Source organism: Bacteroides sp. LFL-34, assembly GCF_027257075.1.
GTDB lineage: Bacteria > Bacteroidota > Bacteroidia > Bacteroidales > Bacteroidaceae > Bacteroides > Bacteroides ovatus.
On record NZ_JAPQKZ010000024.1, the window covers coordinates 44,612 to 70,704 of the forward strand.

Below are 26,093 nucleotides of genomic sequence, written 5' to 3' on the forward strand. Positions count from 1 at the left end.
TGTGTGAAAAAGGTCGGGATACTTCCGTAGAAGTTCCCGACCTTTTGTATTTTGTTTCAGCTCTAATCGATTGAGAAAGAATCCCCCGTTAGAACCATGTTAATGCATATAGATAAACGACTGCTGCCGGTATAGCCATCAGGGAACTGTCAAAGCGGTCGAGCATCCCACCGTGTCCCGGAAGAATGGTTCCCGAATCCTTAACGTGCAACTGGCGTTTCAATAACGACTCCGTCAGGTCGCCCCATGTGCCGAATATAACAACCACCAAGGCCAGTCCTGCCCATTCAATCATTGACATAAATGGGAAGTAGTGAGCGAGTATAAAAGATACTCCGATTGCTACCACTCCGCCGCCGATAGAACCTTCCCATGATTTCTTGGGAGAGATACGTTCAAATAACCGGTGTTTGCCGATCAATGAACCGATGCAATAGGCTCCCGTGTCATTCAGCCAAAGGAAAATAAAGATAGATAGCGGTAGGATAGGATTGTAACTTACGCTACTGTATTCTGATCCCGGATCGTTATGGAATGCTAATACATTCAGCAAAGCAAAAGGTAGTCCGATATAAAGTTGGCTAAGCATAGAATAAGCCCAGTTAAGTACCGGGTTTTCCTTTTTCAGATACAACTCGCTAATCATCATGTAAAGCAATAAAAGCACATACGGGATGAATATCTTCGAATCGGCCGCATCAATGCAGAATCCCATGATTGCAAGGAATAGGTAAGCCCCGCCGAGCATATTAATAGTCTTGTTTATCTTCACTCCTTCTGCGCGCATATTTACCAGCTGTCCGAACTCATAAATGGTCAGTGCGCTGATAGCGGTAAACAGAATACCAAAGCTGAATGCGTCATAAAGGATGCCCCCCACCAAGATGGCAACGAAGAGTACACCCGTAATAGCTCGTTTTATGAAATTATTAATCAAAATCTATTCGTTTTAATTAGTTGGACCCGTTAGCTTCTTCTTCATTGGATTTACCCTCTACGGTAACTTTGCCCTCCACAGTAACCTTTTTACCTTCTGCGGCAACTTTGGTGTCTATGGGTGCTTGTTTTTCCTTTGCGGTATTTTCAGCTTCCTCTTCTTTGATTTCTTTTTCTTCTTCTTTCAGCTTTTGGGCAAGTTCTCTTTCAGCTCTTGCGGCATCCTGACTTTCTTTAGCAGCCATGATTTCTTCCGAACGGGAAGCCCAAGGGCGTTTACCGAAGATGCGTTCAACGTCTTCCGCGAAGATTACTTCTTTGTCAATCAGTAATTGCGTCAGTTCGTTGTGTCCTTCTTTATTCTCCGACAGAATTCTCTTGGCACGGTCATACTGCTCGTTTACCATTCTCTTGACTTCTTCGTCAATCAATTCGGCTGTCTTTTCGCTGTATGGACGGTTGAAAGAATATTCATCGTTGTTGTAATAACATAAGTTCGGCAGCTTGTCGCTCATACCTAAATAAGCAATCATGCCGTATGCCTGCTTAGTCACCCTTTCCAGGTCGTTCATGGCACCTGTTGAGATGCGGCCGAGGAATAAATCTTCAGCGGCGCGTCCTCCCAAAGTAGCACACATTTCGTCCAGCATCTGCTCCTTGGTAGTGATCTGACGTTCTTCCGGCAGATACCAGGCAGCTCCTAATGCACGTCCGCGAGGAACGATTGTAACTTTAATCAATGGGTTGGCATATTCCAACAACCAGGAGATAGAGGCGTGTCCTGCTTCATGCAAAGCGATAGAGCGTCTTTCTGCTTCCGTTGTAATCTTGGTTTTCTTTTCCAGACCACCGATGATGCGGTCTACCGCATCCAGGAAGTCCTGCTTGCTTACGAATTTCTTTCCGTGGCGGGCAGCGATCAGTGCAGCCTCATTGCAGACATTGGCAATATCCGCACCCGAGAATCCCGGTGTCTGACGTGCCAGCAAGTCCACATCTACACTATCGTCTATTTTAATCGGGCGCAAATGCACGCCAAATACTTCTTTACGTTCGTTCAAGTCGGGCAGGTCCACGTGTATCTGACGGTCAAAACGTCCTGCGCGGAGCAGTGCCTTGTCGAGTACGTCTACACGGTTGGTAGCAGCAAGGATAATCACACCGCTATTGGAACCGAAGCCGTCCATTTCTGTCAGCAACTGATTCAATGTGTTTTCGCGTTCGTCATTTCCTCCCATTGCAGGGTTCTTGCCACGGGCACGTCCTACGGCATCAATCTCATCAATAAAGACGATACAGGGAGCTTTTTCTTTAGCCTGTTTAAACAAGTCGCGAACACGGGATGCACCTACACCCACAAACATTTCCACGAAGTCGGAACCAGCCAATGAGAAGAAAGGTACATTCGCTTCGCCGGCCACAGCTTTGGCAAGCAATGTTTTACCGGTTCCCGGAGGGCCTACCAGCAATGCTCCCTTGGGTATCTTACCTCCCAAATCCGTATATTTCTGCGGTTCCTTTAAGAACTCTACGATTTCCTCCACTTCTTGTTTTGCTTCGGCCAGCCCCGCTACATCTTTAAATGTAATCTTGATGGCTCCGCCTTTTTCAAAAAGCTGGGCTTTTGATTTTCCTACATTAAATACGCCGCCGGGGCCACCACTGCCGCCTCCGCTCATACGGCGCATGAAGAATATCCATAACGCAACCAGCAAGACAAGCGGGAGTACCTGAATCAGAATTGCGGGGAAAATATCCGATTTGGGCGGATAGTCGGATGAACCGTCAAAATGACCGGCTTCCTTTTCTGCCTGCAAAAACTCTTCCAGTTTATCGGTAGACGGGGTTCTACTTGTAATGACAGGGTTGCGTCCCACCTTGGTAGAGTCGGCTCCAAAAACAGCCCCTACGGCAGTCGGTTTGAGGAAAGCTTCGATTGATTTATCTTCATAACCCAATACTTTGCTGACATAACCCTTTTTTACATAGTCCTGAAACTCGCTGTAAGTTACAGCTTTGCTTCCTGCTCCTTTTGAATCACTGCCCCACCAGAGGCCGAGAAGCATAAGGGCAATAATCATATACATCCAGTTCAGGTTGAACTTGGGCATATTAACCTTATTGTTAGGTTTATTGCTATTGTTATTATTGCTATTATTATTGTCCATAATCATTAATTAGTCTAGATCGGGGATTTGAGTAAGTTTGGCATCTGCCCAGAGGTGCTCAAGATTATAAAAAGCTCTTGTCTCCGGCAAAAAAACGTGTACCAATACATCGGCATAGTCCATAGCTACCCATTCTGCATTTCGGAGTCCGTCGATTGCATAAGGCTTGCTGTCCGCACCTTTGCGTGTAAATTCCTTGATTGAATCTACTATTGCACTCACTTGACTGGGAGAATTTCCCTGACAGATAACGAAATATTTACAGATGGTATCTTCTATGCTGGTTAAATCGGCAACGACTATCTTTTTACCTTTTTTCTCTTGAATTCCTTCTTTTATTTTTTCAATTAATACTTTAGTATCGTTCATTCCTGTAATTGGGATTAATAATTCATGTTCTCTATTTGTTTATAACAAAAAAAGGTGACCCTTTGTTTCTGATAATAAACGTGATATTTTTGACAAATATACGCTGATTTATTGGATACAAGAAAGTTATCCCTCAATTTTTGTGTTTTTTAGTGGAGATACTTTTGTTTGGAAAGCTTATTTGGACATTTTTGCAAAAAAAATATCGGATTTGTTTTGAATTCCCAAAATATTTGTATCTTTGCACCCGCAAACGAAAATCATTGGGCTATGGTGTAATGGTAACACTACAGATTCTGGTCCTGTCATTCCTGGTTCGAATCCAGGTAGCCCAACAAAATCAACGTCAATTTAGATAGAACCCTGCTAAGAATTAGTTTTTGCAGGGTTTTATTGTTTCCGGACATTCATAGTCAAGAGAAACGCAAATTTGCTGTGAAAAGAAGCTGTGAAGTTGATGTTTAAGAAATAAATCTTTAAACAAGCTGTATAAGCTTGTTTAGCAGAAAAGAGAAACAGGTTTTATTGCTCAAGCGAGCATAAAACCTGTTTCTTTTATTTCTCTAAATCGGGCAGAGGATTATTCTTCTGCTTTAATTGATTCGTCGATTACTTTAATTTTTTGTAATACCAGTTCCAAGTCTGCTTTCAACTTGTCTACCTTGCGGTTCAGTTCGGTCAACAGGCTGCTGCCTTTCTTGGAAGTAGAAGTTAGGAAGCCCAGATTGTTCTCATAAGTCTGAAGTTCATTCTTCATATTCTCATAAGTACGTACCAGTTTCTCGCGTTCTCTATATAAAGATTGAGTGCCGCCCCCCTGGATATTGCTAATGTTCGAACGGAAGTTGCTTAACTTCTTGTTGGAAGCATTGATGTTGAAACGGTCGAATAACTGATCGATCAATCCGTGATATTGCTTGTATAGCTTATCTTTTTCTTTGAACGGCACATGACCGATAGAGTTCCATTCCTTCATCAAATCCCGAACCAGATTGCTTGCTTCTTCGGTATCCATGTTCTCATCGATAGCGGATAACTTTTCGATCAATGCTTTCTTCTTTTCCATATTCTCTGTTTCGACAGAGCGTTGTGAAGAAGTGGCCTTGTTCTTTTGCTCAAAGAAGTAGTCGCAAGCTGTGATAAACCGTTTCCAGATTGCATCCGAGTGTTTTTTGGCAACCGGTCCGATGGTCTTCCATTCTTTTTGAAGTTTGGTCAGTGCATCGGCAGTTACTTTCCAGTCTGTACTGTCTTTCAAGGCTTCCGCTTTTTCGCAGAGCGCTTTTTTCTTTTCCAGATTCTCGTTCATTCCTTCTTTCAGACTTTTGAAGAATTCTCCTTTCTTCTTGAAGAAATCATCGCAGGCATGGCGGAAACGCTCGAAGATCTTCACATTCATCTTTTGCGGCGCAAAACCGATAGTTTTCCATTTGTTTTGCAGGGCAATCACTTCCTGGGTCTTGTTTTCCCAGGCAGAGAATGTTTTTAGTTCATCATACTCAATCGCTTCAACGATTTCGCAGATGACGGTCTTTTGATCCAAATTATGCTGTTCGGCTTCTTTCAACGATTCGAAGTGCTGCTGATGGCGGCGGTTGACAGCGGTAGAAGCTGCTTTAAACCGATTCCAGATTTCATCACGCAGTTCTTTGGCTACCGGACCTGTATCGCGGAACTCCTGATGCAACTTCTGAAGTTGGTGGAAAGCGGAAACAACATCTTCCTCGTCAGCCAACTTTTCGGCAGCTTCGCAGAGATGCGTTTTGATTTCTAGATTCTTTTTGAAGTCATATTCGCGGAATTCATTGTTCAGTTTCAATAAATCGTAGAACTTCTCTACATATAATTGATAGTTTTTCCAAAGTTCATTCACTTTACCTTGCGGCACCAGTTTTGTGTCATTCCATTGCTGTTGCAGCTTCTTGAACTCCGTATAAGATTTGTTGGCGTCATCTCCGGATTCCACCAATTCTTTCAGTTCTTCAATAATGGAAAGTTTCACTTGCAGGTTTTCTTCCTTTTGGCGTTCCAGTTCGGCAACCTGTTTACTGCGTTTTTCCTTGATAACCCCCATCAGGCGTTTGAATTCTTCTTCCGTCGGGTCCTCTTCGGCAACAAAATCTTCAATGTTTCCACCGTTGTCTGTAAACTGTACCTTAGCAGCTTCCAACTCGGCATTATGTAACTTGTAGAATGATTGTTTCAGATTGTCAATATCCTGCTTGTTCGCATTTTCAGCATCTTGCGCAAGCTCTTTTAGCTGGTTTAGTACATCTTCCTTAGTGGCAGGTTTAGGAGCTGCTTCAGGTTGAACTTCGGCAGTAACATCTTCAGCCGGAGTCTCTGTAATAGCTTCAGAAACCTCGACTGTTTTCTTTTCTTCTTCTAATTCCCCTTGGTTCAAGGGTTGATTAGTGTCATGAGCGTCCATCATTGTATATTAGTTTTGGGTCACAAATTAATGAAATAAAACGATTACTTCATACTATTTTGCTTATTTTTTTTTGTTTATCGTGTTTTTATGACAATAAAACGGTTATTCCCATGTACAACATCATTCCGATGATGTCATTTGTAATGGCTATAAACGGACCTGTTGCAATGGCTGGATCGATTTTGAACTTCTCCAGCGTCATCGGTACCAGTGTCCCGAAAATAGAAGCGAACATTACCACGGCAAACAGGCTGATGGATACGGAATAGGTGACCGTAGCCGTTGCGCCGAACCTGATAAAGTTGTAGGTGTATACTAATAAGGAGATAATAGTGGCATTAATTAAAGCTACTACCGATTCCTTGGTAATCTGCTTGAAGGTATTTTTAGCGTCCAGCGAGCTGTTTGCCAAACCCTGTACGATGATTGCCGAAGATTGTGTTCCGACATTTCCTCCTGTACCACCGATTAGCGGGATGTACAGTGCCATTTCGGGATGGGCAGCAAAGGTGGAGTCGAAATTACCCAATATCATAGAGTTGCCGATTCCGCCGATCATACCGATTAATAACCAGGGGAGGCGGGCGGTGGTCTGTCTCAATACATTATCGTCTGTTTCTACGTCCTGCGAAAGACCGGATGCCAACTGATAGTCACGTTCCGACTGCTCACGGACTTCATCCATGACGTCGTCGACGGTGATTTGTCCCACAAGCCGACCGATACTGTCGACAACGGGGATAGCCACCAAGTCATACTTCTCAATCGCCTGTACTACCTCGTCAATGGGAGTATCTACGTGTACCGAAATCGGATCTTTCTGCATCACGTGTTTCACTTTCGATACAGAAGGGGAAGTAATCATCTTTTTGAGCGGGAAGATACCTCGCAGACGTTCGTCATCGTCAATGACATATACATAATAGATTTCGTCCAGTTCTTCCGCCTGTTGCCGCATCTCTTTCAGACATTCGGGCATACTCCAGTTTTCGTTGACAAGTACCATTTCCGTACCCATCAAACCACCGGCGGTATTTTCGTCGTATTTCAACAAGTCGACGATGTCTCCTGCCTGTTCGATGTCCTCGATGTGCGAAAGAACCTCTTCCTGCTTGTCTTCATCGAGTTCACGCATCAGGTCTACGGCATCATCCGTGTCCATGTAGTCAACGAAGCGTTTAGCGATTGTCTCCGAAGGAAGCATTTCGAGCAGCTCTTTACGAGCATCTTCGTCCATTTCGACAAGCACGTCGGCGGCAATTTCGTTATCGAGCAGGCGATAGACGAACTTAGCCTCTTCCGCATTCAGGTCATTGCACAATTCGGCGATGTCGGCCGGATGGAGGTCGATGAGAAGACCTTTTACCTTGTCGGCGTCTTTTTGCTCAATAAGGTGTTTAACGTTGTCAATGTATTCCTCGTTCATCGTTGTCAATTACAAATTACGAATTACAAAATCCAGTTCTCTGCTCACTGTTGCCCGCCAATTATTGGGCGTTGCCGGCTGTCTTTAATGCTTCTTCCACTTTATTGGTCAGATCGATAAATTCGGCTACCGATAGTTGTTCCGGGCGTTTATTAAATAAGATGTCCTCCGTGAGCGGACAATCTTTGCCTAAAATAGGTTTGATGGAGTTGCGCAATGTTTTCCGTCGCTGGTTGAAGGTCGTTTTCACTACTTGCTTGAACAGTTTTTCGTCGCATCCCAACTCTTTAGTCTCGTTGCGTGTCATACGGATAACAGCACTTTTCACTTTGGGAGGCGGATTGAACACGTGTTCGCTGACAGTGAACAAATATTCCACTTTATACCATGCCTGTATCAATACGCTAAGGATACCGTATGTCTTGCTGCCCGGTCCGGCTGCAATACGTTCGGCTACCTCTTTTTGAATCATTCCCGTGCAACAGGGGACGATATCTTTGTTGTCCAGCATCTTGAAAAAGATTTGGCTGGAAATATTATACGGGTAATTACCAGTCAGTACGAAAGGCTTCCCGTCGAACAACCGGTGAAGATTCATTTTCAAGAAGTCATCCTCGATGATGTGGTCTTCCAGTGACGGATAGGCTTCGCGAAGATAAGCAACCGACTCATAGTCAACTTCTACGACCTTTACCAATCGGTCTTTCTTTACTAGAAACTGGGTCAATACTCCCATACCCGGCCCCACCTCTAAAATAGGCAGTTCGGGGAAGGTGTCGACTGTATCGGCAATATCTTGCGCAACTTTCAGATCTTTCAGAAAGTGTTGTCCGAGAAACTTTTTAGGCTTTACTAATTTCATTTACCAACTAAATAATTACTTTTGCAGCTGACAAAGGTAATTCTTTTAAATGAAGAACGTACCACTATTTATTAAAAAATAAATGATGTGTCAGCGAAGCTAATGAAGAATTAAGGATGAAGAAACTATTAAAAAAGACGCTGAAACTGATATTACCGGTTGTTTTAGGCGGCTTTATCTTATTCTGGGTATATCGCGACTTTGATTTTACAAAAGCGGGCGATGTGTTGTTACACGGTACAAATTGGTGGTGGATGCTCTTCTCGTTATTGTTCGGAGTGTTTGCACAAGTCTTTCGTGGTTGGCGGTGGAGACAAACATTGGAACCGTTGGACGCTTTCCCGAAAAAGAGCGATTGCGTGAATGCTATCTTCATTTCATACGCTGCCAGTCTGGTGGTTCCCCGGATCGGGGAGGTGAGCCGTTGCGGAGTGTTGGCGAAATATGATAATGTCTCGTTTGCCAAGTCGTTGGGAACAGTCGTTACGGAGCGGTTGGTCGATACGTTGACTATTCTCCTCATCACAGGCATCACTGTATTGCTCCAATTACCGATATTCGTCACTTTCCTTCAGCAGACCGGAACGAAAATCCCTTCATTAATCCACCTTTTGACTTCGGTATGGTTTTATATCATTCTGTTTTGTTTTATTGGTGTGGTGATACTTCTTTATTATTTAAGAAAAACGCTGTTCTTCTATGAACGGGTGAAAGGATTTGTATTGAATATATGGGAAGGAATTATGTCTTTAAAAGGCGTGCGCAACATTCCCCTCTTTATTTTTTATACACTGGCTATTTGGGCTTGTTACTTTCTCCATTTCTATTTTACATTCTATTGCTTTGCCTTTACGGCACATTTGGGTATCCTTGCGGCATTGGTCATGTTTGTCGGCGGCACGTTTGCCGTAATTGTGCCTACCCCTAACGGAGCGGGACCCTGGCATTTTGCCATCATTTCTATGATGATGCTTTATGGAGTAAACGTGACGGATGCCGGAATATTTGCCCTGATTGTACACGGTATTCAAACCTTTTTGGTTGTTTTATTGGGTGTGTACGGCTTGGCTGCTCTGCCGTTCACCAATAGACATCGGGCGTAAATTTTTAGCTAAAAGTGTATATTCTTACATGTTTTTGCCAACCTCCTTTGTCATCTGAAAACTTTTCCATAACTTGGCACTGTTTAATTATCAGATTTAAAATAGTTTTAAAATATTTATTATGAGTACCATTCTTTCTTTAGCTCCACAGAACGTGTGGAAGCATTTTTATTCGTTGACACAGATTCCCCGTCCGTCAGGACACATGGAAAAGATTACAGCATTTCTTTTAGGTTTCGGAAAAGAGCTGGGGCTGGAGTCTTTTGTAGACGAAGCAGGTAATGTGATTATCCGTAAACCTGCCACTCCGGGTATGGAAAACCGGAAAGGTGTGATTCTTCAGGCGCACATGGATATGGTTCCGCAGAAGAACAACGATACTGTACACGATTTTGAAAAAGATCCGATTGAAACTTATATAGACGGTGACTGGGTAAAAGCAAAAGGCACTACTCTGGGTGCAGACAACGGACTGGGTGTAGCTGCTATTATGGCCGTGTTGGAAGCAAAAGACCTGAAACACGGTCCTTTGGAAGCTCTTATCACGAAAGACGAAGAAACCGGCATGTACGGTGCGTTCGGCTTGAAACCGGGTACACTGAACGGAGAGATTCTTTTGAATCTGGATTCGGAAGATGAAGGCGAGTTGTATATTGGTTGTGCTGGAGGTATGGATGTAACTGCTACCCTGGAATATAAGGAAGTAGCTCCCGAAGAAGGAGATATCGCAGTGAAAGTTACATTGAAAGGATTACGTGGCGGACATTCGGGATTGGAAATCAATGAAGGACGTGCCAATGCTAATAAGTTGCTGGTTCGTTTCGTTCGTGAGGCGGTTGCCAGCTATGAAGCCCGTTTGGCTAGCTGGGAAGGTGGTAATATGCGTAATGCTATCCCACGTGAAGCACATGCGGTTATTACCATTCCGGCTGAAAATGAAGAAGAACTATTGGGCTTGGTGAAATACTGCGAAGACCTGTTCAATGAAGAATATTCGGCAATTGAAACACCGATCAGCTTTACGGCTGAACGTGTGGAACTTCCTGCGGGGCAAGTGCCTGAAGAGATTCAGGACAATCTGATTGATGCAATCTTTGCTTGTCAGAACGGTGTGACACGTATGATCCCTACTGTTCCAGATACGGTAGAAACTTCTTCCAACCTTGCTATTATAACGATTGGTGAAGGAAAGGCAGCCATTAAGATTCTGGCTCGCAGTTCAAGCGATAGCATGAAAGAATATCTGACTACCAGCCTGGAGTCTTGTTTCTCTATGGCAGGGATGAAGGTAGAGATGACAGGCGGATATTCCGGTTGGCAACCTGATGTAAATTCTCCGATTTTGCATGCGATGAAGTCATCCTATAAACAACAGTTTGGTGTAGAACCTGCAGTGAAAGTGATTCACGCTGGCTTGGAATGTGGTATTATCGGTGCTATTATTCCGGGATTGGACATGATTTCTTTTGGTCCGACTTTGCGTTCACCGCATTCACCGGACGAAAGAGCGTTGATTCCTACCGTACAGAAGTTCTATGACTTCCTGGTGGCAACTTTGGAGCAAACTCCAATGAAATAACGTATTTCTCTTTATATAAATATTCTCCTATTATATAATAGGTGACCATAGTGAAGGCACGGATGATATTTCATCTGTGCCTTTTTTCATATTTATTGCAGCGTATATTACAATTCTGCTTTATAACAAATAAATTAATTGATGCAAATCAAGAAATATGCTATAAAACATAAATTTCTCTCTTTTTTAGATCAATGTATAAACAAAGGCTGTATTTTTGTGTTGTAAAACATGTAATTAGGAGGATAACAAAATGAAAAGTTTAAAAAGATTGTTTAGAAAGATCGGCGAAGCCGATGTACATGTTTGGGGATATTCAACAATTAATACCAAACCAAACAAGTAAGTTTTATTTTTTAGTTTTCAGGAATTAGTAATTTAAAAGGTTTAAAGATTATGGCAAAGAAAATGGGTTCTTTAGTTAGAAAAATCCTTAGTGAAGTAGGTCGTAATGAAATGCTTTCATGGGGGTACAGAATTGAGAAATGAGAACAAGTACATTAACTAAGTTTAGAGTGGGGATACGTTATTAAATACGATATCCCCATTTTTTATATCTAAAATTTTATATAGAGTTGTTTTAGCTAACAACTGTGGCGGGGGATCTGTTTCAGTGTCAGTTCCTCCTTTAATTTCTGTGTTTGGGTACACTGTCTTTTGCCACTTGGGCTGGAATGTATCACATGCGAGTTTGGCTGATTTTACTATCACACCCTCACCGAATCACTTGAAAGCCTTTGTTCATCGATGTTACAAAGGGTGAGGGTAACTGTGATTGTAGGGTGAGGGTAATTTTTACTCTCACCCTACAATTATACCTGTAATAAGTGCTTAATAGTTGATTTATAGTAAGTTGTATGCTGATTTGTCTGGTACTAATACATGAAAGATGATGTATTTGTGTCTGATAACTGGCGTAATATTATCTGGAATAACAGGCTGAACGAGATAATAGATACGGATGAATTAATTGTATTCCGTAAGGTTTCGATTGGCTTCTCCATAGGGGAAAATCAGTTTCAAGCTTGTGAACAGTTTGTTTCATACGCTTGAAACACTTAGTTTCAAGGTATTAAACACTTAGTTTTCCGGTGTGAAACTGGTAGTTTCATTACTTGAAACTGTTGGTCTCAAGGCATAAAACAGCTTGTTCACCGGCATGAACAAGCCATTTTATGTAGAGGTGCTGCAAATTATTGAGTGTCTTCTATGAATATGCCCGGATTCTTATAAACGAGACAGTGTGTAAGATACCTCTATCTTGCACGCATCTGCAACGGTATCTTGCACTGCTTCAAATACTTGTATATCAGTTGACTATCGCTGGTTTAGTGTAAGGTGCAAGATACTTTTGCATTTATGAACTTGTAAGAGATAGGTGAATCTTATTGCAGAAGATAAACTTTTCAATTAAATAATAAACCGAGTGGCAGTTTTTGGACTTTTTATTTTATTCCAGAGCGAGTTGATTAATAGGCTAATGTTTATACAATATGGTATGGGGCTGATAGCTTGATAAAAGCTTTTTTTAAGCTAAAAAGTACAAATCTTTAAACTTTATTTCCTTACTTTGTTATTTATAAGAGTGAGACTTATAGCAAACTTAAACTAGAAAGATTATGAAAGTAAAGCAAATTTGTATGATGGTGCTGCTATGGTTGGGAGTGATTCCGGCGGTACAGGCACAAACTTTCGACAAATTATGGAAAGAAGTGGAGCAAGCGGAGAAAAAGAGCTTGCCTAAGACTGTGATAAAACTGACTGATGAGATTTATCAGAAAGGGGAAAAAGAGAAAAACTCTCCACAAATGCTCAAAGCATATACGTGGCGGATGAAATATCGGGAAATGTTGAATCCCGACAGTCTTTACGCTGATTTGAAAGGACTGGAACAATGGGTGAAACAGACTGACCAACCAATGGATCGCGCCATCCTACACTCTTTGATAGCGGGAATCTATGCAGATTATGCAGCCAGCAATCAGTGGCAACTCCGCCAACGGACAGAAATCGTAGACCAGACACCTGCTACCGATATGCGTGAATGGACAGCCAATATGTTCATCGAAAAAGTGCGGACAAATATAAAGGAGGCATTGGCCGATTCTGTATTGCTGCTCAAAACGTCCTCACGCGGCTATATTCCTTTTGTAGAACTGGGGGAAACGAGCGAATACTATCACCATGATATGTATCATTTATTGGCTTCCCGTAGCATTGAAGCACTGCAACGGGTGGAAGAATTGAGTAACAGGATTACTAATGACGGTACTGTGAATCCGGTCAAACAAGATATAATAGCTATTTATGGGAATATGATTCCCGCTTATAAAGCAACCGGATTAAAAGAAGGTTATGTGTTGACAGCACTTAACTACCTGGAATGGAGATGGAATGCTGATCGGAATATTCGACCTCTGCAGGCTAAGGGCGAACTTCCGGTACTGACGGAAGATACTTATCTGAAAGCTTTGAACACATTGAAAAGCAAGTATGCTTCCGAACCGATCTGTGCCGAAGTCTATTTGGCAGAAGCCCGGTATACTATTGGAAAACAACAGCAGCTCAATGCATTGCAGCTTTGCGATGAGGCAATCCGCCTTTATCCAGGCTATCGCAGAATCAATGCTTTGAAGAATCTTCGGGAAGAGATATTGGCTCCTTATTTGAATGTTAATGCATCCGATTTGGCTTTTCCGAACGAAGAGATAGAATTAAGGGTCTCACACAAAAATCTGGATGGTTTCACTGTCCGTCTTTATCAGGCGAAGAAACTGATAAAGGAACAACATTACGCTGTGCTTCGTCCGAAAGATTATCAGACGCAGGACACTGTGTTTACATTCAAAGCTCCTGAACTTGGATCTTACGTGATGCGTATCATACCGGATATTCGTGCGAAGAGAGATAGTGAAAGCAAGTTTGATGTAACACGTTTCAAAGTGCTGACATGCCGTTTGCCGGACAAACAGTATCAAGTGGTGACGCTGGATGGACAGACAGGGTATCCTATTCCCCATGCGAAAGTGACGATGTACAGTAATGACGAAAAAGTGTTGCAGGAGTTTACGACAAACGAAGAGGGTAAGGTCGTATTTCCCTGGAAATCCGAATACCGCTATCTGAAAGCTTCCAAGGGGACGGATACGGCAATGCCGAAACAAGGCATTTATGCAGGAAGTTACGGATATTACGGCGACGAAGATAAAGTGACTGAAAATATGACTTTATTGACCGACCGTTCTTTGTATCGTCCCGGACAGACTGTGTATGTGAAGGGAATTGCTTATTCTCAACAATCGGATACGGCGAATGTACTTCCGAACAAGGAATATACGGTGACTTTATTGGATGTAAACAATCAGGAAGTAGGGCAGAAGTCGGTACGTACCAATGAGTTCGGTTCGTTTACCACCGATTTCGCATTGCCTTCGGCCTGTTTGAACGGAATGTTTTCTTTGAAAGCGGGAAGAGACCATACAGGCATTCGGGTAGAAGATTATAAACGTCCGACATTTGATATCACTTTTGAAAAGCAACAAGGAAGTTACAAACTGGGTGATGAGGTACAGGTGAAGGGTAAGGTACAATCTTATAGTGGTGTGCTGCTTCAGGATCTTCCGGTGAAATATACGGTAAAGCGTTCTGCATACAGCCTTTGGCGGTTTGCGGAATCTGTGCAGATTGCTTCCGGTGAAGTGATGGCCAATGAGAATGGAGAATTCACGATACCGGTTCGTTTGCAGGAAAGTGACTCTTATAAGAATAATGATAAGGTATATTATCGTTATTCCATTGAGGCCACTGTTACCAATGTGGCAGGTGAAACACAATCTTCTACGGACGTGATTTCGGCAGGAAACCGTTCGTTGATTTTGCAGGTGGAATTGCAAGATAAGACTTGCAAGGATCAACCCTTCGAAACAATGTTTAAAGTGCAGAACCTGAATGGACAACCTGTGGAGGTGAAGGGGAATTATTACTTGTACCCTGCCAAAGACAAGGACTTTAAGCAGTTGGAAGAGAAACCGGTTGCAACGGGAACCTTTACTTCTAATGAAGACATGACGCTTGACTGGAAGAATCTTCCATCGGGACCTTATGTGCTGAAAGCATCAGTGAAAGATAATCAGGGCAAGGAAGTGACTGCTGACACCAACACGATTCTTTTCTCTGTTGAGGACAAACGTCCGCCTGTAGAAACGACGATGTGGTTCTATGGTGCAAATACGGAATTTGATGCTGCCCATCCGGCCGTGTTCTGTTTCGGTACGTCGAAAAAAGATGCTTATGTGATGATGAATGTATTTTCCGGTGATAAATTGCTGGAGAGCAAGACGTTGAATTTGTCAGATACGATTGTACGTTTCGAGTATCCATATCGGGAAAGTTATGGGGATGGTGTCTTTGTGAATCTCTGTATGGTGAGGGACGGACAGGTTTATCAGGAACAGGTGCGGCTGACCAAACGGATTCCTGATAAGACACTGACTATGAAGTGGGAAGTGTTCCGTGATAAATTGCGTCCGGGACAAAAGGAAGAATGGAAGCTGACGATTAAAACGCCGCAAGGACAAGCTGCTAACGCGGAAATGCTGGCAACGATGTATGATGCTTCCTTGGATAAAATATGGAATCGGCAACAGAATTTCCAAATCTATTATAACCAGATTGTCCCATATTCTAACTGGATGAGTGGATATTCCGGCAATAATTCATTCAACTACTGGTGGAATACGAAGAGTCTCAAAGTGCCATCACTGGAGTATGACCATTTTGTGATGCTATCGGACTATTATAATAATGGAAGAGATTTGGGTGAAGTAATAGTGAGAGGATATGGCTTGACGAGAAAGTTGACGGTGACAGGTAGCGTTTCGACATTGGACGTTGCAACTTTAAGGAGTAATGCGCCAAAGATGAAATCGGCTATGGCTGCTGATGCCATGACTAATGTTGAATTTCAATCGGAAATGATACCCACGGGAGAAAAAGCGGATGAGGCATCTGACAACGAAATGCTTCCCGAAGCATCTGCTGACTTGCGTACCAATTTAGCAGAAACAGCATTCTTCTATCCTCAACTTCGCACCAATGAACAGGGAGAGATCTCTTTCTCATTCACGATGCCTGAAAGTCTGACGCGTTGGAACTTCCGTGGATATTCTCATACAAAGGGAATGTTGACGGGAACATTGGATGGCGAAGCTACCACAAGCAAAGAATTTATGCTGACTCCTAATCTCCCTCGTTTTGTGCGTGTGGGTGATAAGACTTCTCTGGCAGCTTCTATCTCTAATATGACTGGTAAGCCGCAAGCCGGAACGGTCAGTCTGGTCCTTTTTGACCCGATGACAGAGAAGGTTATCAGTACACAAAAACAGAAATTCAGCCTTGCTGCCGGAAAGACAATGGGTGTGGACTTCCAGTTTATCGTTAGTGATAAATACGAAATAGTGGGATGCCGGATGATTGCCGACAGTGGTACTTTCAGCGATGGAGAACAACAGTTGCTTCCGGTTCTTAGCAATAAAGAGCATTTGGTGGAGACACTTCCAATGCCAGTGCGTGGAGAAGAAACCCGTACTTTCTCACTCGATCATCTGTTCAATCAACAAAGTAAAACAGCCACAGATCGTAAACTAACTGTTGAATTTACAGGAAACCCGGCTTGGTATGCCGTTCAGGCATTGCCTTCATTGAGTCTTCCGACAAGTAATAACGCTATTTCCTGGGCTACTGCCTACTATGCCAATACATTGGCTTCGTTTATCATGAACAGTCAGCCGAAGATCAAAGCGGTATTTGAAAGTTGGAAACTGCAAGGAGGTACGAAAGAAACGTTCTTGAGCAATCTGCAAAAGAATCAGGAAGTGAAGAATATCATTTTGTCCGAGTCTCCCTGGGTACTCGAAGCACAGACGGAAGAGCAACAGAAAGAGCGCATCGCCACCTTGTTTGATTTGAATAACATCCGTAGTAATAATATCGCAGCTTTGACTCGATTGCAGGAGTTACAGAACTCAAATGGGGCATGGTCCTGGTATAAAGGAATGAACGGGAGTCGATCTGTAACTACCTATATCGCCGAACTGAATGCCCGTCTGGCTATGCTGACAGGTGAGAAATTAAGCGGATCGGCTCTTTCCTTGCAACAGAAGGCTTTCGCTTACCTTCATCAATCAGCTTTGGACGAGTATAAGGAAATCCTGAAAGCACAGAAAGACGGTGTGAAGTTTACTGGCGTTTCGGGCAGTATTCTGCAATATTTGTATCTCATCGCTATTTCGGGAGAGCAGGTACCCGCAGCCAATAAAGCGGCTTATACCTATTATCTTTCTAAGGTAGGAGAATTGCTGACTTCTCCTTCGATGGATACAAAAGCGATTGCCGCCATTGTGCTTGATAAAGCCGGACGCAAGAAGGAAGCGCAGGAATTTGTCGCTTCTCTGAAAGAACATCTGACGAAGACAGATGAACAGGGAATGTTCTTTGCTTTCAACGAGAATCCATATACATGGGGCGGAATGCAGATGCAGGCTCATGTAGATGTGATGGAAGCGCTGGAACAGACAGGTGGCAATACCGATACAGTGGAAGAAATGAAACTTTGGTTGTTGAAGCAAAAGCAGACACAACAGTGGAATTCTCCGGTAGCTACTGCCGATGCGGTATTTGCATTGCTGATGAAGGGCGCTAATTTACTCGACAATCAGGGAGATGTACGGATTGTGATTGCTAATGAAGTGCTGGAAACTGTTAGTCCAAGTAAAACGACTGTTCCTGGATTGGGATATATCAAACGTTCTTTCACACAGAAGAATGTGGTGGATGCCCGCAAGATTGAAGTGGAAAAGAGAAATCCGGGTATTGCTTGGGGAGCTGTGTATGCAGAATTTGAATCTCCTGTCAGTGATGTGAAACAACAGGGCGGCGACCTGAATGTTGAGAAACAGTTGTATGTGGAGCGTACGATGAATAACGTGCCTCAATTACAGCCTATTACTGCCAAAACGGTTCTTCAGGTAGGTGATAAAGTCGTTTCCCGTTTGAGCATCCGCGTAGACCGTCCGATGGACTTTGTACAGTTGAAAGATCAGCGGGGCGCTTGTTTCGAACCGATCGGCAGTATCTCCGGTTATCGTTGGAACAACGGGCTTGGCTATTACGTAGACATCAAAGATGCATCGACTAATTTCTTCTTCGATCATTTAGGAAAGGGTGTATACGTGTTGGAATATAGTTACCGTGTCAGTCGTGCAGGAACTTACGAAACAGGTTTGGCAACTATGCAGTGTGCTTATGCACCGGAATACGCTTCGCATTCTGCTTCGATGACAATTATTATTAAATAGTTCCGGCAGGGGATTTTTATTCTCACCGACGAGCGAGGCGTTCCTCACCGATGAAGAGGGTGTTCCTCACCGAGGAAGGCATCCTTCGTCGGTGAGGAACTTTTTTCTTATAAACAGGGGCTTACAAGGACTGCTATTAAGTAAAGTCTTTTCCCAATCTGTGTTAATCTGTGTAATCTGTGGTGAAAAACTCATCTAAAACCCCTACATTTGTGCACCAAAATAAAAAATATCGCATGAAACGTAGTTTATTATCTATATTATCTTTACTTACTGTCGCTTTGGCAGCCGTTGCCCAACCTCGTATCTCTTCAAATAAAGAGACACATAACTTCGGACAAATTGAGTGGAAACGTCCGGTGACAGTGGAATATACCATCACTAACACGGGAAACCAGCCATTGGTACTGACCAACGTCACAACCTCTTGTGCCTGTGCCGTGGCCGACTGGACTAAAGAACCGATTGCCCCGGGAGGAAAAGGAGTAGTAAAAGCTTCTTTTGACGCAAAAGCGTTAGGACATTTTGAAAAGTCGATAGGAATATATAGCAATGCCAGTCCGAGCTTGGTCTATCTGAAGTTTACCGGTGAAGTCGTGCAGGAAATAAAAGATTATACAAAGCTACTTCCTTATACAATCGGAAATATTCGTTTGGATCGTGATGAGTTTGCTTTCCCCGATGTCTATCGCGGACAGCAGCCTTCATTGACCTTTGATATCGCCAATCTTTCGGATCGTCCTTACGAACCGGTATTGATGCATCTGCCTCCTTATCTGAAAATGGAAGCGGAACCCAAAGTCTTGTTGAAAGGCAAGAAGGGAACTATCAAACTGACGCTGGATGCGAGCCAGCTAAAAGATTACGGATTGACACAGACTTCTGTCTACCTTTCCCGTTTCTCCGGTGATAAGGTGAGCGAAGATAATGAAATACCGGTTTCGGCCATTCTTCTTCCCGACTTCTCTCGTATGACGGAAAAAGATTCTTTGAACGCTCCTGCCATGCACATTTCGGAAACGGATATTGATCTTAGTATCCCGTTGATAAAGAAGAATAAGGTAAGCCATGATATATTGATAGCCAATTCCGGAAAGACTCCGTTAGTCATCAGTAAGTTGCAGGTATTCAATTCGTCGGTAGGAGTGAGCCTGAAGAAGACGGTCCTTCCTCCGGATGGAATGACGAAGCTCAAAGTAACTATTCGTAAGCGTGACGTAGGTAATAAGAAGCATCATTTACGTATCCTGATGATAACAAATGATCCGTTACGCCCGAAAGTTGAAATCAATATCAAACGCTAAATCCTATGATTATGGAACATCCTGAAAATAGTGAAGAATATAAGGGGCTTGTTGTCAATAAAGGCATTGAGCAACCCTCATCTGTGAATCCCTACTTAAAGCGGAAACCTAAGAAACGCCAACTTTCAGTAGCAGAGTTTGTAGAAGGTATCGTAAAAGGTGATGTCACCATATTGAGTCAGGCTGTGACATTGGTGGAAAGCGTAAAGCCTGAACATCAGGCTGTCTCACAGGAAATCATAGAGAAGTGTCTGCCATTTTCCGGTAATTCGATCCGGATTGGTATCAGCGGCGTTCCCGGTGCGGGAAAGAGTACATCCATAGATGTATTCGGTCTGCACGTGCTCGAAAAGGGGGGCAAACTGGCGGTATTGGCCATCGACCCTAGTAGTGAGCGTAGTAAAGGCAGTATCTTAGGGGATAAAACGCGTATGGAGCAGCTTTCCGTACATCCTAAATCGTTTATCCGCCCTAGTCCGTCAGCCGGTTCTTTGGGAGGAGTGGCACGTAAAACACGTGAGACGATTATTCTTTGTGAAGCTGCCGGATTCGATAAGATTTTTGTGGAGACCGTAGGAGTGGGACAGAGCGAAACGGCTGTTCACTCGATGGTTGATTTCTTCCTGTTGATTCAGTTGTCCGGTACGGGCGATGAACTGCAAGGGATTAAGCGTGGTATTATGGAGATGGCGGATGGTATCGTTATCAATAAGGCCGATGGAGATAATCTGGAACGTGCCAAGTTGGCTGCCACTCAATTCCGTAATGCATTACATCTGTTTCCTGCGCCTGAATCCGGATGGATTCCCAAAGTATTGACTTACTCCGGTTTTTATAATCTGGGAGTGAAGGAGGTCTGGGACATGATTTACGAATACATTGACTTTGTGAAAGAAAACGGCTATTTTGAATATCGCCGCAACGAGCAAAGTAAATATTGGATGTATGAAAGCATCAATGAACAACTTCGTGACAGCTTTTATCATAATCCGAAGATTGAAACAATGCTCTTAGAAAAAGAACAGCAGGTATTGAAAGGCAACCTGACTTCGTTTATAGCTGCAAGAAGCTTGCTCGATACTTATTTTGAGGATTTGAAATGAGACTTTAAATGATAATAAGATTCTGATTCTTAAAGAATACATTTAGCATAAGCGGGTAGGAAACGTTAGTCTTTCTACCCGCTTGTACTATTAATGAGGCTTTTCTGCTTTTTCAAGATCAGCTCTTGATTTACTTTGAGTCACAATATATACTCCCAGGAATACAAGTGCGATAGCAATCCCTTTCTCCCAGCCGAAACTTCCGATACCCATCGCGATTGCTGCAATCGTAGCCACGATCGGTTGCATATAATTGTACATACTGACTACCGTAGGACGGAGCAGCCTCTGTGCAGTCATAATGCAGAGATACGCGAGAAAACTACCTCCTAATACGACATAAAGTACCTGTATAATGGCGACAGTGGAAACAGAAGTCCATTGAATCGTAGAAATATCATAATAAGAGAACGGAATATAGCACATTGAAGCATATATGAACATCCATTTATTAATCGTTACTGCCGAATATCGTTGAGACAATCCTTTAAATACAGTCAGGTATATGGAGAAACTGATTTGCGCAACGAGACAAAGCAAGTCGCCAATCAGGCTTCCATTTCCGTTGCTTCCTGCCTGGCTACTCATAATGAGAATGAGCGCTCCCATAGCACCTATAAAAATCCCCAGTACTTTCTTATTGGTAATAGGTTCTTTCAAGTAAATGGCCGCTACAACCATTGTTACAATCGGTAGAGTGGTAGTTACGATAGAAGCATCAATAGGAGAAGTCATAGAAAGTCCGAAGATAAACACTCCTTGATTGAATACTAGCGCAAACAGTGAAGCAAAGAAGATTTTCAGCATATCTTGATGATTCACATGTTCCTGTTTGCAAAACATGGAAAGGATCCAGAAAGCGGCTGCTGCCCCCACCATGCGGAATGTAGTGACAGAAATTGGAGAAAACTCTTGAAGAGCCGACTTACCGATGGGAGACATTAATCCCCACATAACGTTTGCTGTAAGCGCAAACAAATGACCATACAGGTTCTTACTTTTGTCCATGTTGATACTATTTATTTTACCATATCTCTGATATCATTAACAATCAAATAGAGAAAACGGTTGCAAAGGTAGTCTTTTATCGTATGATTTGTTTATATTTGCCTTGATTAAACTTGAATATTATGGAACAACAAGCCAATTATATCCGTCGTATCGAGATACACGGACTATGGGAACGCTTTAATATAGGATGGGATTTGCGTCCCGATGTGAACATCCTCTCCGGCATCAACGGAGTGGGGAAGACTACCATTCTGAACCGTTCGGTGGGATATCTCGAAGAACTTTCCGGTGAAATGAAAAGTGACGAGAAGAACGGAGTGCGTCTCTTTTTCGACAATCCCCAGGCAACCTATATTCCTTATGACGTCATCCGAAGCTACGACCGTCCCCTGATTATGGGTGACTTCACAGCCCGCATGGCCGACAAGAATGTAAAGTCTGAACTGGACTGGCAACTCTATCTCTTGCAACGCCGTTACCTCGATTATCAGGTCAACATTGGTAATAAGATGATTGAAATGCTTTCCAGCACTGATGAAGAAGAACGTCGTAAGGCAGCCACATTGTCTGTAGCTAAACGTCGTTTTCAGGATATGATTGACGAACTGTTCAGCTATACACGCAAAAAGATAGACCGGAAACGGAACGATATCGCTTTCTATCAGGATGGCGAACTATTATTCCCTTATAAACTGTCGTCCGGTGAAAAGCAAATGCTGGTTATCCTGTTGACCGTACTCGTGCAGGACAACAGCCATTGTGTATTGTTTATGGATGAGCCGGAAGCCTCCCTTCATATAGAATGGCAGCAGAAACTGATTGCTATGATACGTGAACTGAATCCGAATGTGCAGATTATCCTGACTACCCATTCGCCTGCCGTCATTATGGAAGGCTGGCTGGATGCCGTGACAGAAGTAAGTGATATATCTACCACCGTAGGGCACAAGCTCGACAAGGATTCTCCCAACTGTAATTTGTAATTCGTAACCTGTAATAGAACAAATGGCAACTTCACTACGAGATAATCTGACTTCTTCTTATTTCAATGCCGCCCATAAGCTTTATCCGAAGAAAGCCCGCCGACGTATCATCGCTTACGTAGAAAGCTATGACGACATCGCTTTCTGGCGCACATTGCTTGAAGAGTTTGAAGACGACGAACACTATTTCCAAGTGATGCTTCCTTCGGCCACCTCCCTGGCAAAAGGAAAAAAGATGGTACTCATGAACACGCTGAATACAGCCGAATTGGGGAGAAGTCTGATTGCCTGTGTGGACAGTGACTATGATTTCCTGTTGCAGGGAGCTACCAATACCTCCCGTAAAATCAACCGGAACAGGTATATTTTCCAAACTTATACCTATGCTATTGAAAACTATCATTGTTTTGCCGAAAGCCTTCACGAAGTATGTGTGCAGGCTACGTTGAATGACCGTTCCATTTTAGATTTCAACTTCTTCCTGAAGAAGTACTCCGAAATTGTATATCCGCTTTTCCTCTGGAACGTATGGTTCTATCGCCAACGGGATACTTATACTTTCCCCATGTACGATTTCCATACTTATACTTCTTTGCGCGAGATTAATCTCCGGCATCCGGAAAAGAGCTTGGAATCCCTTCAACAACGGGTTAATCAGAAGTTGGCAGAGTTGAAAAGGAAATTCCCCCATAACATCAATCAGGTGAATGGATTGCGGACTGAATTTAAAGAGCTGGGCTTGGTGCCGGAAACTACTTACTTGTATATGCAGGGACACCATGTGATGGATAATGTGGTAATGAAACTACTGATTCCGGTCTGCACCGTATTGCGTCGTGAACGGGAGCAGGAAATCAAGCGACTGGCCGAACACAATGAACAGTTCAGAAACGAACTGACTTGTTATCAGAACAGCCAGGTGAACGTAGAAATCATGCTCAAGAAGAATGTAGCCTACAAAAGACTCTTCCATTATGATTGGCTACGGCAGGATATCAGTGAATATTTGGAAGAAGGAAAGAATAAAGAAGAAAAGAAACAGAGATCATAAATAAAAGAAAAACTAAAAAAGAGAGAGACGATTGCTTATGAAAGAAGTAAAAGAAGTGGTTGATACAGTGAGTGTGGCATTGGCAAACGGGCAACCGGAAGAAGCAGGTAATGTAGTGATGCAAGAGGTGAATCATGCTTTGCTCTCGATGGGAGTGGATGAAGCTATGGCTGATAAGATTGATAACTTTATCATTTTATTGTTTATTATTGGAATAGCATTATTGGCTAATCTGATTTGCCGCAAGATTATTCTGCGTACCGTGGCTAAATTGGTGAGACAGACAAAAGCTACTTGGGATGATATTGTATTTAATGATAAAGTAATGGTGAACATCAGCAGGATGGTGGCGCCTATATTGATTTATATATCTATTCCTATTGCCTTCCCCGAACATGCAGACTCTGCTTTGCTTGATTTTCTTCGAAGACTTTGCATGATTTATATCCTTGCAGTCTTTCTTCGCTTCGTCAGTGCTTTGTTCACGGCTGTGTATCTGGTATATAGCGCGCGTGAACAATATAAAGACAAACCTTTGAAGGGGCTTTTGCAGACAGCGCAAGTCATTCTCTTCTTTATAGGAGCTATCATCATTATCAGTATTCTGATAAAGCAAAGTCCGGTAGTGTTGCTGACCGGATTGGGAGCTTCCGCTGCGGTTCTGATGTTGGTTTTCAAGGACAGTATCATGGGATTTGTCTCCGGCATCCAGCTTTCCGCCAATAATATGCTGAAGGTGGGCGATTGGATCACGATGCCGAAATACGGTGCGGACGGTACGGTGATAGAAGTAACATTGAATACCGTAAAAATACGTAACTTCGATAATACCATCACCACCATTCCTCCTTATCTATTGATTAGTGATTCTTTCCAAAACTGGCAGGGAATGCAGGAATCCGGCGGACGTCGTGTGAAACGTTCCATCAATATAGACATGACCAGTGTGCATTTCTGTACACCGGAGATGTTGGCAAAATACCGGAAGATACAACTGTTGAAAGACTATGTGGATGAAACGGAAAAGGTAGTGGAAGAATATAATAAGGAACATCATATCGACAACTCTGTGTTAGTGAATGGACGTCGGCAAACAAACTTGGGAGTTTTCCGGGCCTATCTGACTAACTATCTGAAGAGTCTGCCTACCGTCAACCAAGACCTGACCTGTATGGTACGTCAGCTTCAGCCTACTGAAACCGGTATCCCATTGGAACTTTATTTTTTTTCTGCCAATAAAGTATGGGTTGCCTACGAAGGCATACAGGCAGATGTTTTCGATCATGTGCTTGCCATTATTCCCGAATTCGACTTGCGTGTCTTCCAAAACCCGTCGGGGGCAGACCTGCATCGGATAGGGGTAAAGATAGAAAACTAATCAAACGATAAAACGCTTATAAATTGTAATTACTATGACTACACCGTTATCCAACCAGATTATCCGTGAAATCACTCCTTTGTCAGATAAGGATTGCTTTTACATTGCGGAACGTTATAAAACGGAATTCACTTATCCTATACACAACCACTCCGAGTTTGAATTGAACTTCACCGAAAAGGCTGCCGGAGTAAGGCGGATTGTAGGAGACTCTTCCGAAGTGATAGATGATTATGATTTGGTATTGATAACAGGAAAAGATTTGGAACACGTCTGGGAACAGAACGACTGCCATTCGAAAGAGATACGGGAGATTACGATTCAGTTTTCTTCCGATCTTTTCTTCAAGAGCTTTATCAATAAGAATCAGTTCGACTCTATCCGCCGGATGCTGGATAAAGCACAAAAAGGGCTTTGTTTCCCGATGTCTGCCATACTCAAAATATATCCGTTGCTGGATACGCTTGCTTCCGAGAAGCAAGGATTTTATGCGGTCATTAAGTTTATGACGATCCTGTATGAACTTTCTCTCTTTGAAGAAGAAGCGCGTACCTTGTCCAGTTCGTCTTTTGCCAAGATAGATATTCATTCGGACAGCCGGCGTGTGCAGAAAGTGCAGGAGTACATCAATACACATTATCAGGAAGAAATACGTCTGGGGCAGTTGGCTGATATGGTTGGGATGACGGATGTGTCATTCAGCCGCTTTTTCAAACTGCGTACAGGCAAGAATCTTTCTGATTATATCATTGATATTCGGCTGGGCTTTGCTTCCCGGTTGTTGGTAGATTCTACAATGTCTATTGCCGAGATTTGTTATGAGTGCGGTTTTAATAACCTTTCCAATTTCAACCGGATCTTCAAGAAGAAAAAGAGTTGTTCGCCCAAAGAGTTTCGTGAGAACTACCGGAAGAAAAAGAAACTGATTTAGTGTATTCATCCTTATGAACTAATTCGCCGAATACGGAGAATTAGGTTTCGATATGCATAAAATTAATCGTCTGACGGTTGTTATCTTTTCGTCTGACTAC

Annotated in this window: 17 protein-coding genes and 1 tRNA gene; 11 read left to right on the forward strand and 7 right to left on the reverse strand. The window is 42.9% G+C overall.

Translation table 11 applies throughout. The features are described 5' to 3' along the window. Positions 1 to 88: 88 nt before the first annotated feature. From N5O98_RS15275 to rsfS, 3 genes are read right to left on the reverse strand one after another with little or no spacing between them, the layout of a single operon-like run. On the reverse strand, positions 89 to 937 hold the full coding sequence (locus N5O98_RS15275) for a phosphatidate cytidylyltransferase (protein WP_004310986.1): 849 nt from the start codon (positions 935 to 937) through the stop codon (positions 89 to 91). A gap of 16 nt (positions 938 to 953) precedes the next feature. Further along, on the reverse strand, positions 954 to 3,104 hold the full coding sequence (gene ftsH / locus N5O98_RS15280; RefSeq protein ID WP_022199101.1) for an ATP-dependent zinc metalloprotease FtsH: 2,151 nt from the start codon (positions 3,102 to 3,104) through the stop codon (positions 954 to 956). A 9-nt stretch (positions 3,105 to 3,113) separates the two neighbouring features. Next, positions 3,114 to 3,473: a ribosome silencing factor gene (gene rsfS / locus N5O98_RS15285; RefSeq protein ID WP_004310984.1), complete on the reverse strand. Its 360-nt coding sequence runs from the start codon at positions 3,471 to 3,473 to the stop codon at positions 3,114 to 3,116. A 264-nt stretch (positions 3,474 to 3,737) separates the two neighbouring features. Between rsfS and N5O98_RS15290 the strand changes: the two genes are divergently transcribed. Beyond that, positions 3,738 to 3,808 (forward strand) — tRNA-Gln (locus N5O98_RS15290). 245 nt (positions 3,809 to 4,053) lie between these two features. Here the strand turns inward: N5O98_RS15290 and N5O98_RS15295 are convergent. The 3 genes from N5O98_RS15295 to rsmA all read right to left on the reverse strand — a co-directional run bounded on the left by N5O98_RS15295 (position 4,054) and on the right by rsmA (position 8,195). Then, positions 4,054 to 5,907, reverse strand: coding sequence for a DUF349 domain-containing protein (locus N5O98_RS15295; RefSeq protein ID WP_008776525.1), 1,854 nt, complete (start codon positions 5,905 to 5,907; stop codon positions 4,054 to 4,056). A gap of 85 nt (positions 5,908 to 5,992) precedes the next feature. Then, positions 5,993 to 7,333 carry a magnesium transporter gene (gene mgtE, locus N5O98_RS15300; RefSeq protein WP_004312092.1) on the reverse strand — a complete coding sequence of 447 codons (1,341 nt, stop codon included), beginning with the start codon at positions 7,331 to 7,333 and terminating at the stop codon, positions 5,993 to 5,995. A gap of 61 nt (positions 7,334 to 7,394) precedes the next feature. Beyond that, on the reverse strand, positions 7,395 to 8,195 hold the full coding sequence (rsmA, locus tag N5O98_RS15305; RefSeq protein WP_004312093.1) for a 16S rRNA (adenine(1518)-N(6)/adenine(1519)-N(6))-dimethyltransferase RsmA: 801 nt from the start codon (positions 8,193 to 8,195) through the stop codon (positions 7,395 to 7,397). 116 nt (positions 8,196 to 8,311) lie between these two features. Here rsmA and N5O98_RS15310 point away from each other — a divergent pair, with 116 nt between their 5' ends. From N5O98_RS15310 to meaB, 6 genes are all read left to right on the forward strand, one after another. Beyond that, positions 8,312 to 9,298: a lysylphosphatidylglycerol synthase transmembrane domain-containing protein gene (locus N5O98_RS15310; protein WP_004312094.1), complete on the forward strand. Its 987-nt coding sequence runs from the start codon at positions 8,312 to 8,314 to the stop codon at positions 9,296 to 9,298. 121 nt (positions 9,299 to 9,419) lie between these two features. Then, positions 9,420 to 10,877: an aminoacyl-histidine dipeptidase gene (locus tag N5O98_RS15315; protein ID WP_004312095.1), complete on the forward strand. Its 1,458-nt coding sequence runs from the start codon at positions 9,420 to 9,422 to the stop codon at positions 10,875 to 10,877. An 882-nt stretch (positions 10,878 to 11,759) separates the two neighbouring features. After that, a complete protein-coding gene (locus N5O98_RS15320; RefSeq protein WP_004301421.1) occupies positions 11,760 to 11,930 on the forward strand; it encodes a hypothetical protein in 171 nt (56 codons plus the stop codon). Positions 11,931 to 12,496: 566 nt separating this feature from the next. Further along, positions 12,497 to 18,232, forward strand: a complete 5,736-nt coding sequence (locus N5O98_RS15325) for an alpha-2-macroglobulin family protein (RefSeq protein WP_004312096.1) — start codon at positions 12,497 to 12,499, stop codon at positions 18,230 to 18,232. Between the two features lie 236 nt (positions 18,233 to 18,468). After that, on the forward strand, positions 18,469 to 19,536 hold the full coding sequence (locus N5O98_RS15330; protein WP_004301426.1) for a DUF1573 domain-containing protein: 1,068 nt from the start codon (positions 18,469 to 18,471) through the stop codon (positions 19,534 to 19,536). A gap of 11 nt (positions 19,537 to 19,547) precedes the next feature. Then, complete coding sequence (gene meaB, locus N5O98_RS15335; protein ID WP_004305376.1) at positions 19,548 to 20,639, forward strand: methylmalonyl Co-A mutase-associated GTPase MeaB; 1,092 nt, start codon at positions 19,548 to 19,550, stop codon at positions 20,637 to 20,639. Positions 20,640 to 20,729: 90 nt separating this feature from the next. Here meaB and N5O98_RS15340 read toward each other — a convergent pair whose 3' ends face one another. After that, a complete protein-coding gene (locus N5O98_RS15340) occupies positions 20,730 to 21,647 on the reverse strand; it encodes a DMT family transporter (protein WP_118161049.1) in 918 nt (305 codons plus the stop codon). A 122-nt stretch (positions 21,648 to 21,769) separates the two neighbouring features. Between N5O98_RS15340 and N5O98_RS15345 the strand changes: the two genes are divergently transcribed. Genes N5O98_RS15345 through N5O98_RS15360 form a run of 4 tightly spaced genes read left to right on the forward strand, consistent with a single transcriptional unit; the run spans position 21,770 to position 25,993 of the window. After that, positions 21,770 to 22,633 (forward strand): AAA family ATPase, encoded by an 864-nt coding sequence (locus N5O98_RS15345; RefSeq protein WP_004315636.1) that lies wholly within the window; start codon positions 21,770 to 21,772, stop codon positions 22,631 to 22,633. 22 nt (positions 22,634 to 22,655) lie between these two features. Beyond that, positions 22,656 to 23,684, forward strand: a complete 1,029-nt coding sequence (locus N5O98_RS15350) for a DUF4435 domain-containing protein (RefSeq protein WP_118161050.1) — start codon at positions 22,656 to 22,658, stop codon at positions 23,682 to 23,684. A gap of 37 nt (positions 23,685 to 23,721) precedes the next feature. Continuing rightward, entirely contained in the window at positions 23,722 to 25,062 is a 1,341-nt protein-coding gene (locus N5O98_RS15355; protein WP_008776530.1) for a mechanosensitive ion channel family protein, read from the forward strand. A 34-nt stretch (positions 25,063 to 25,096) separates the two neighbouring features. Then, on the forward strand, positions 25,097 to 25,993 hold the full coding sequence (locus tag N5O98_RS15360) for an AraC family transcriptional regulator (RefSeq protein ID WP_004312102.1): 897 nt from the start codon (positions 25,097 to 25,099) through the stop codon (positions 25,991 to 25,993). Positions 25,994 to 26,093 lie beyond the last annotated feature (100 nt).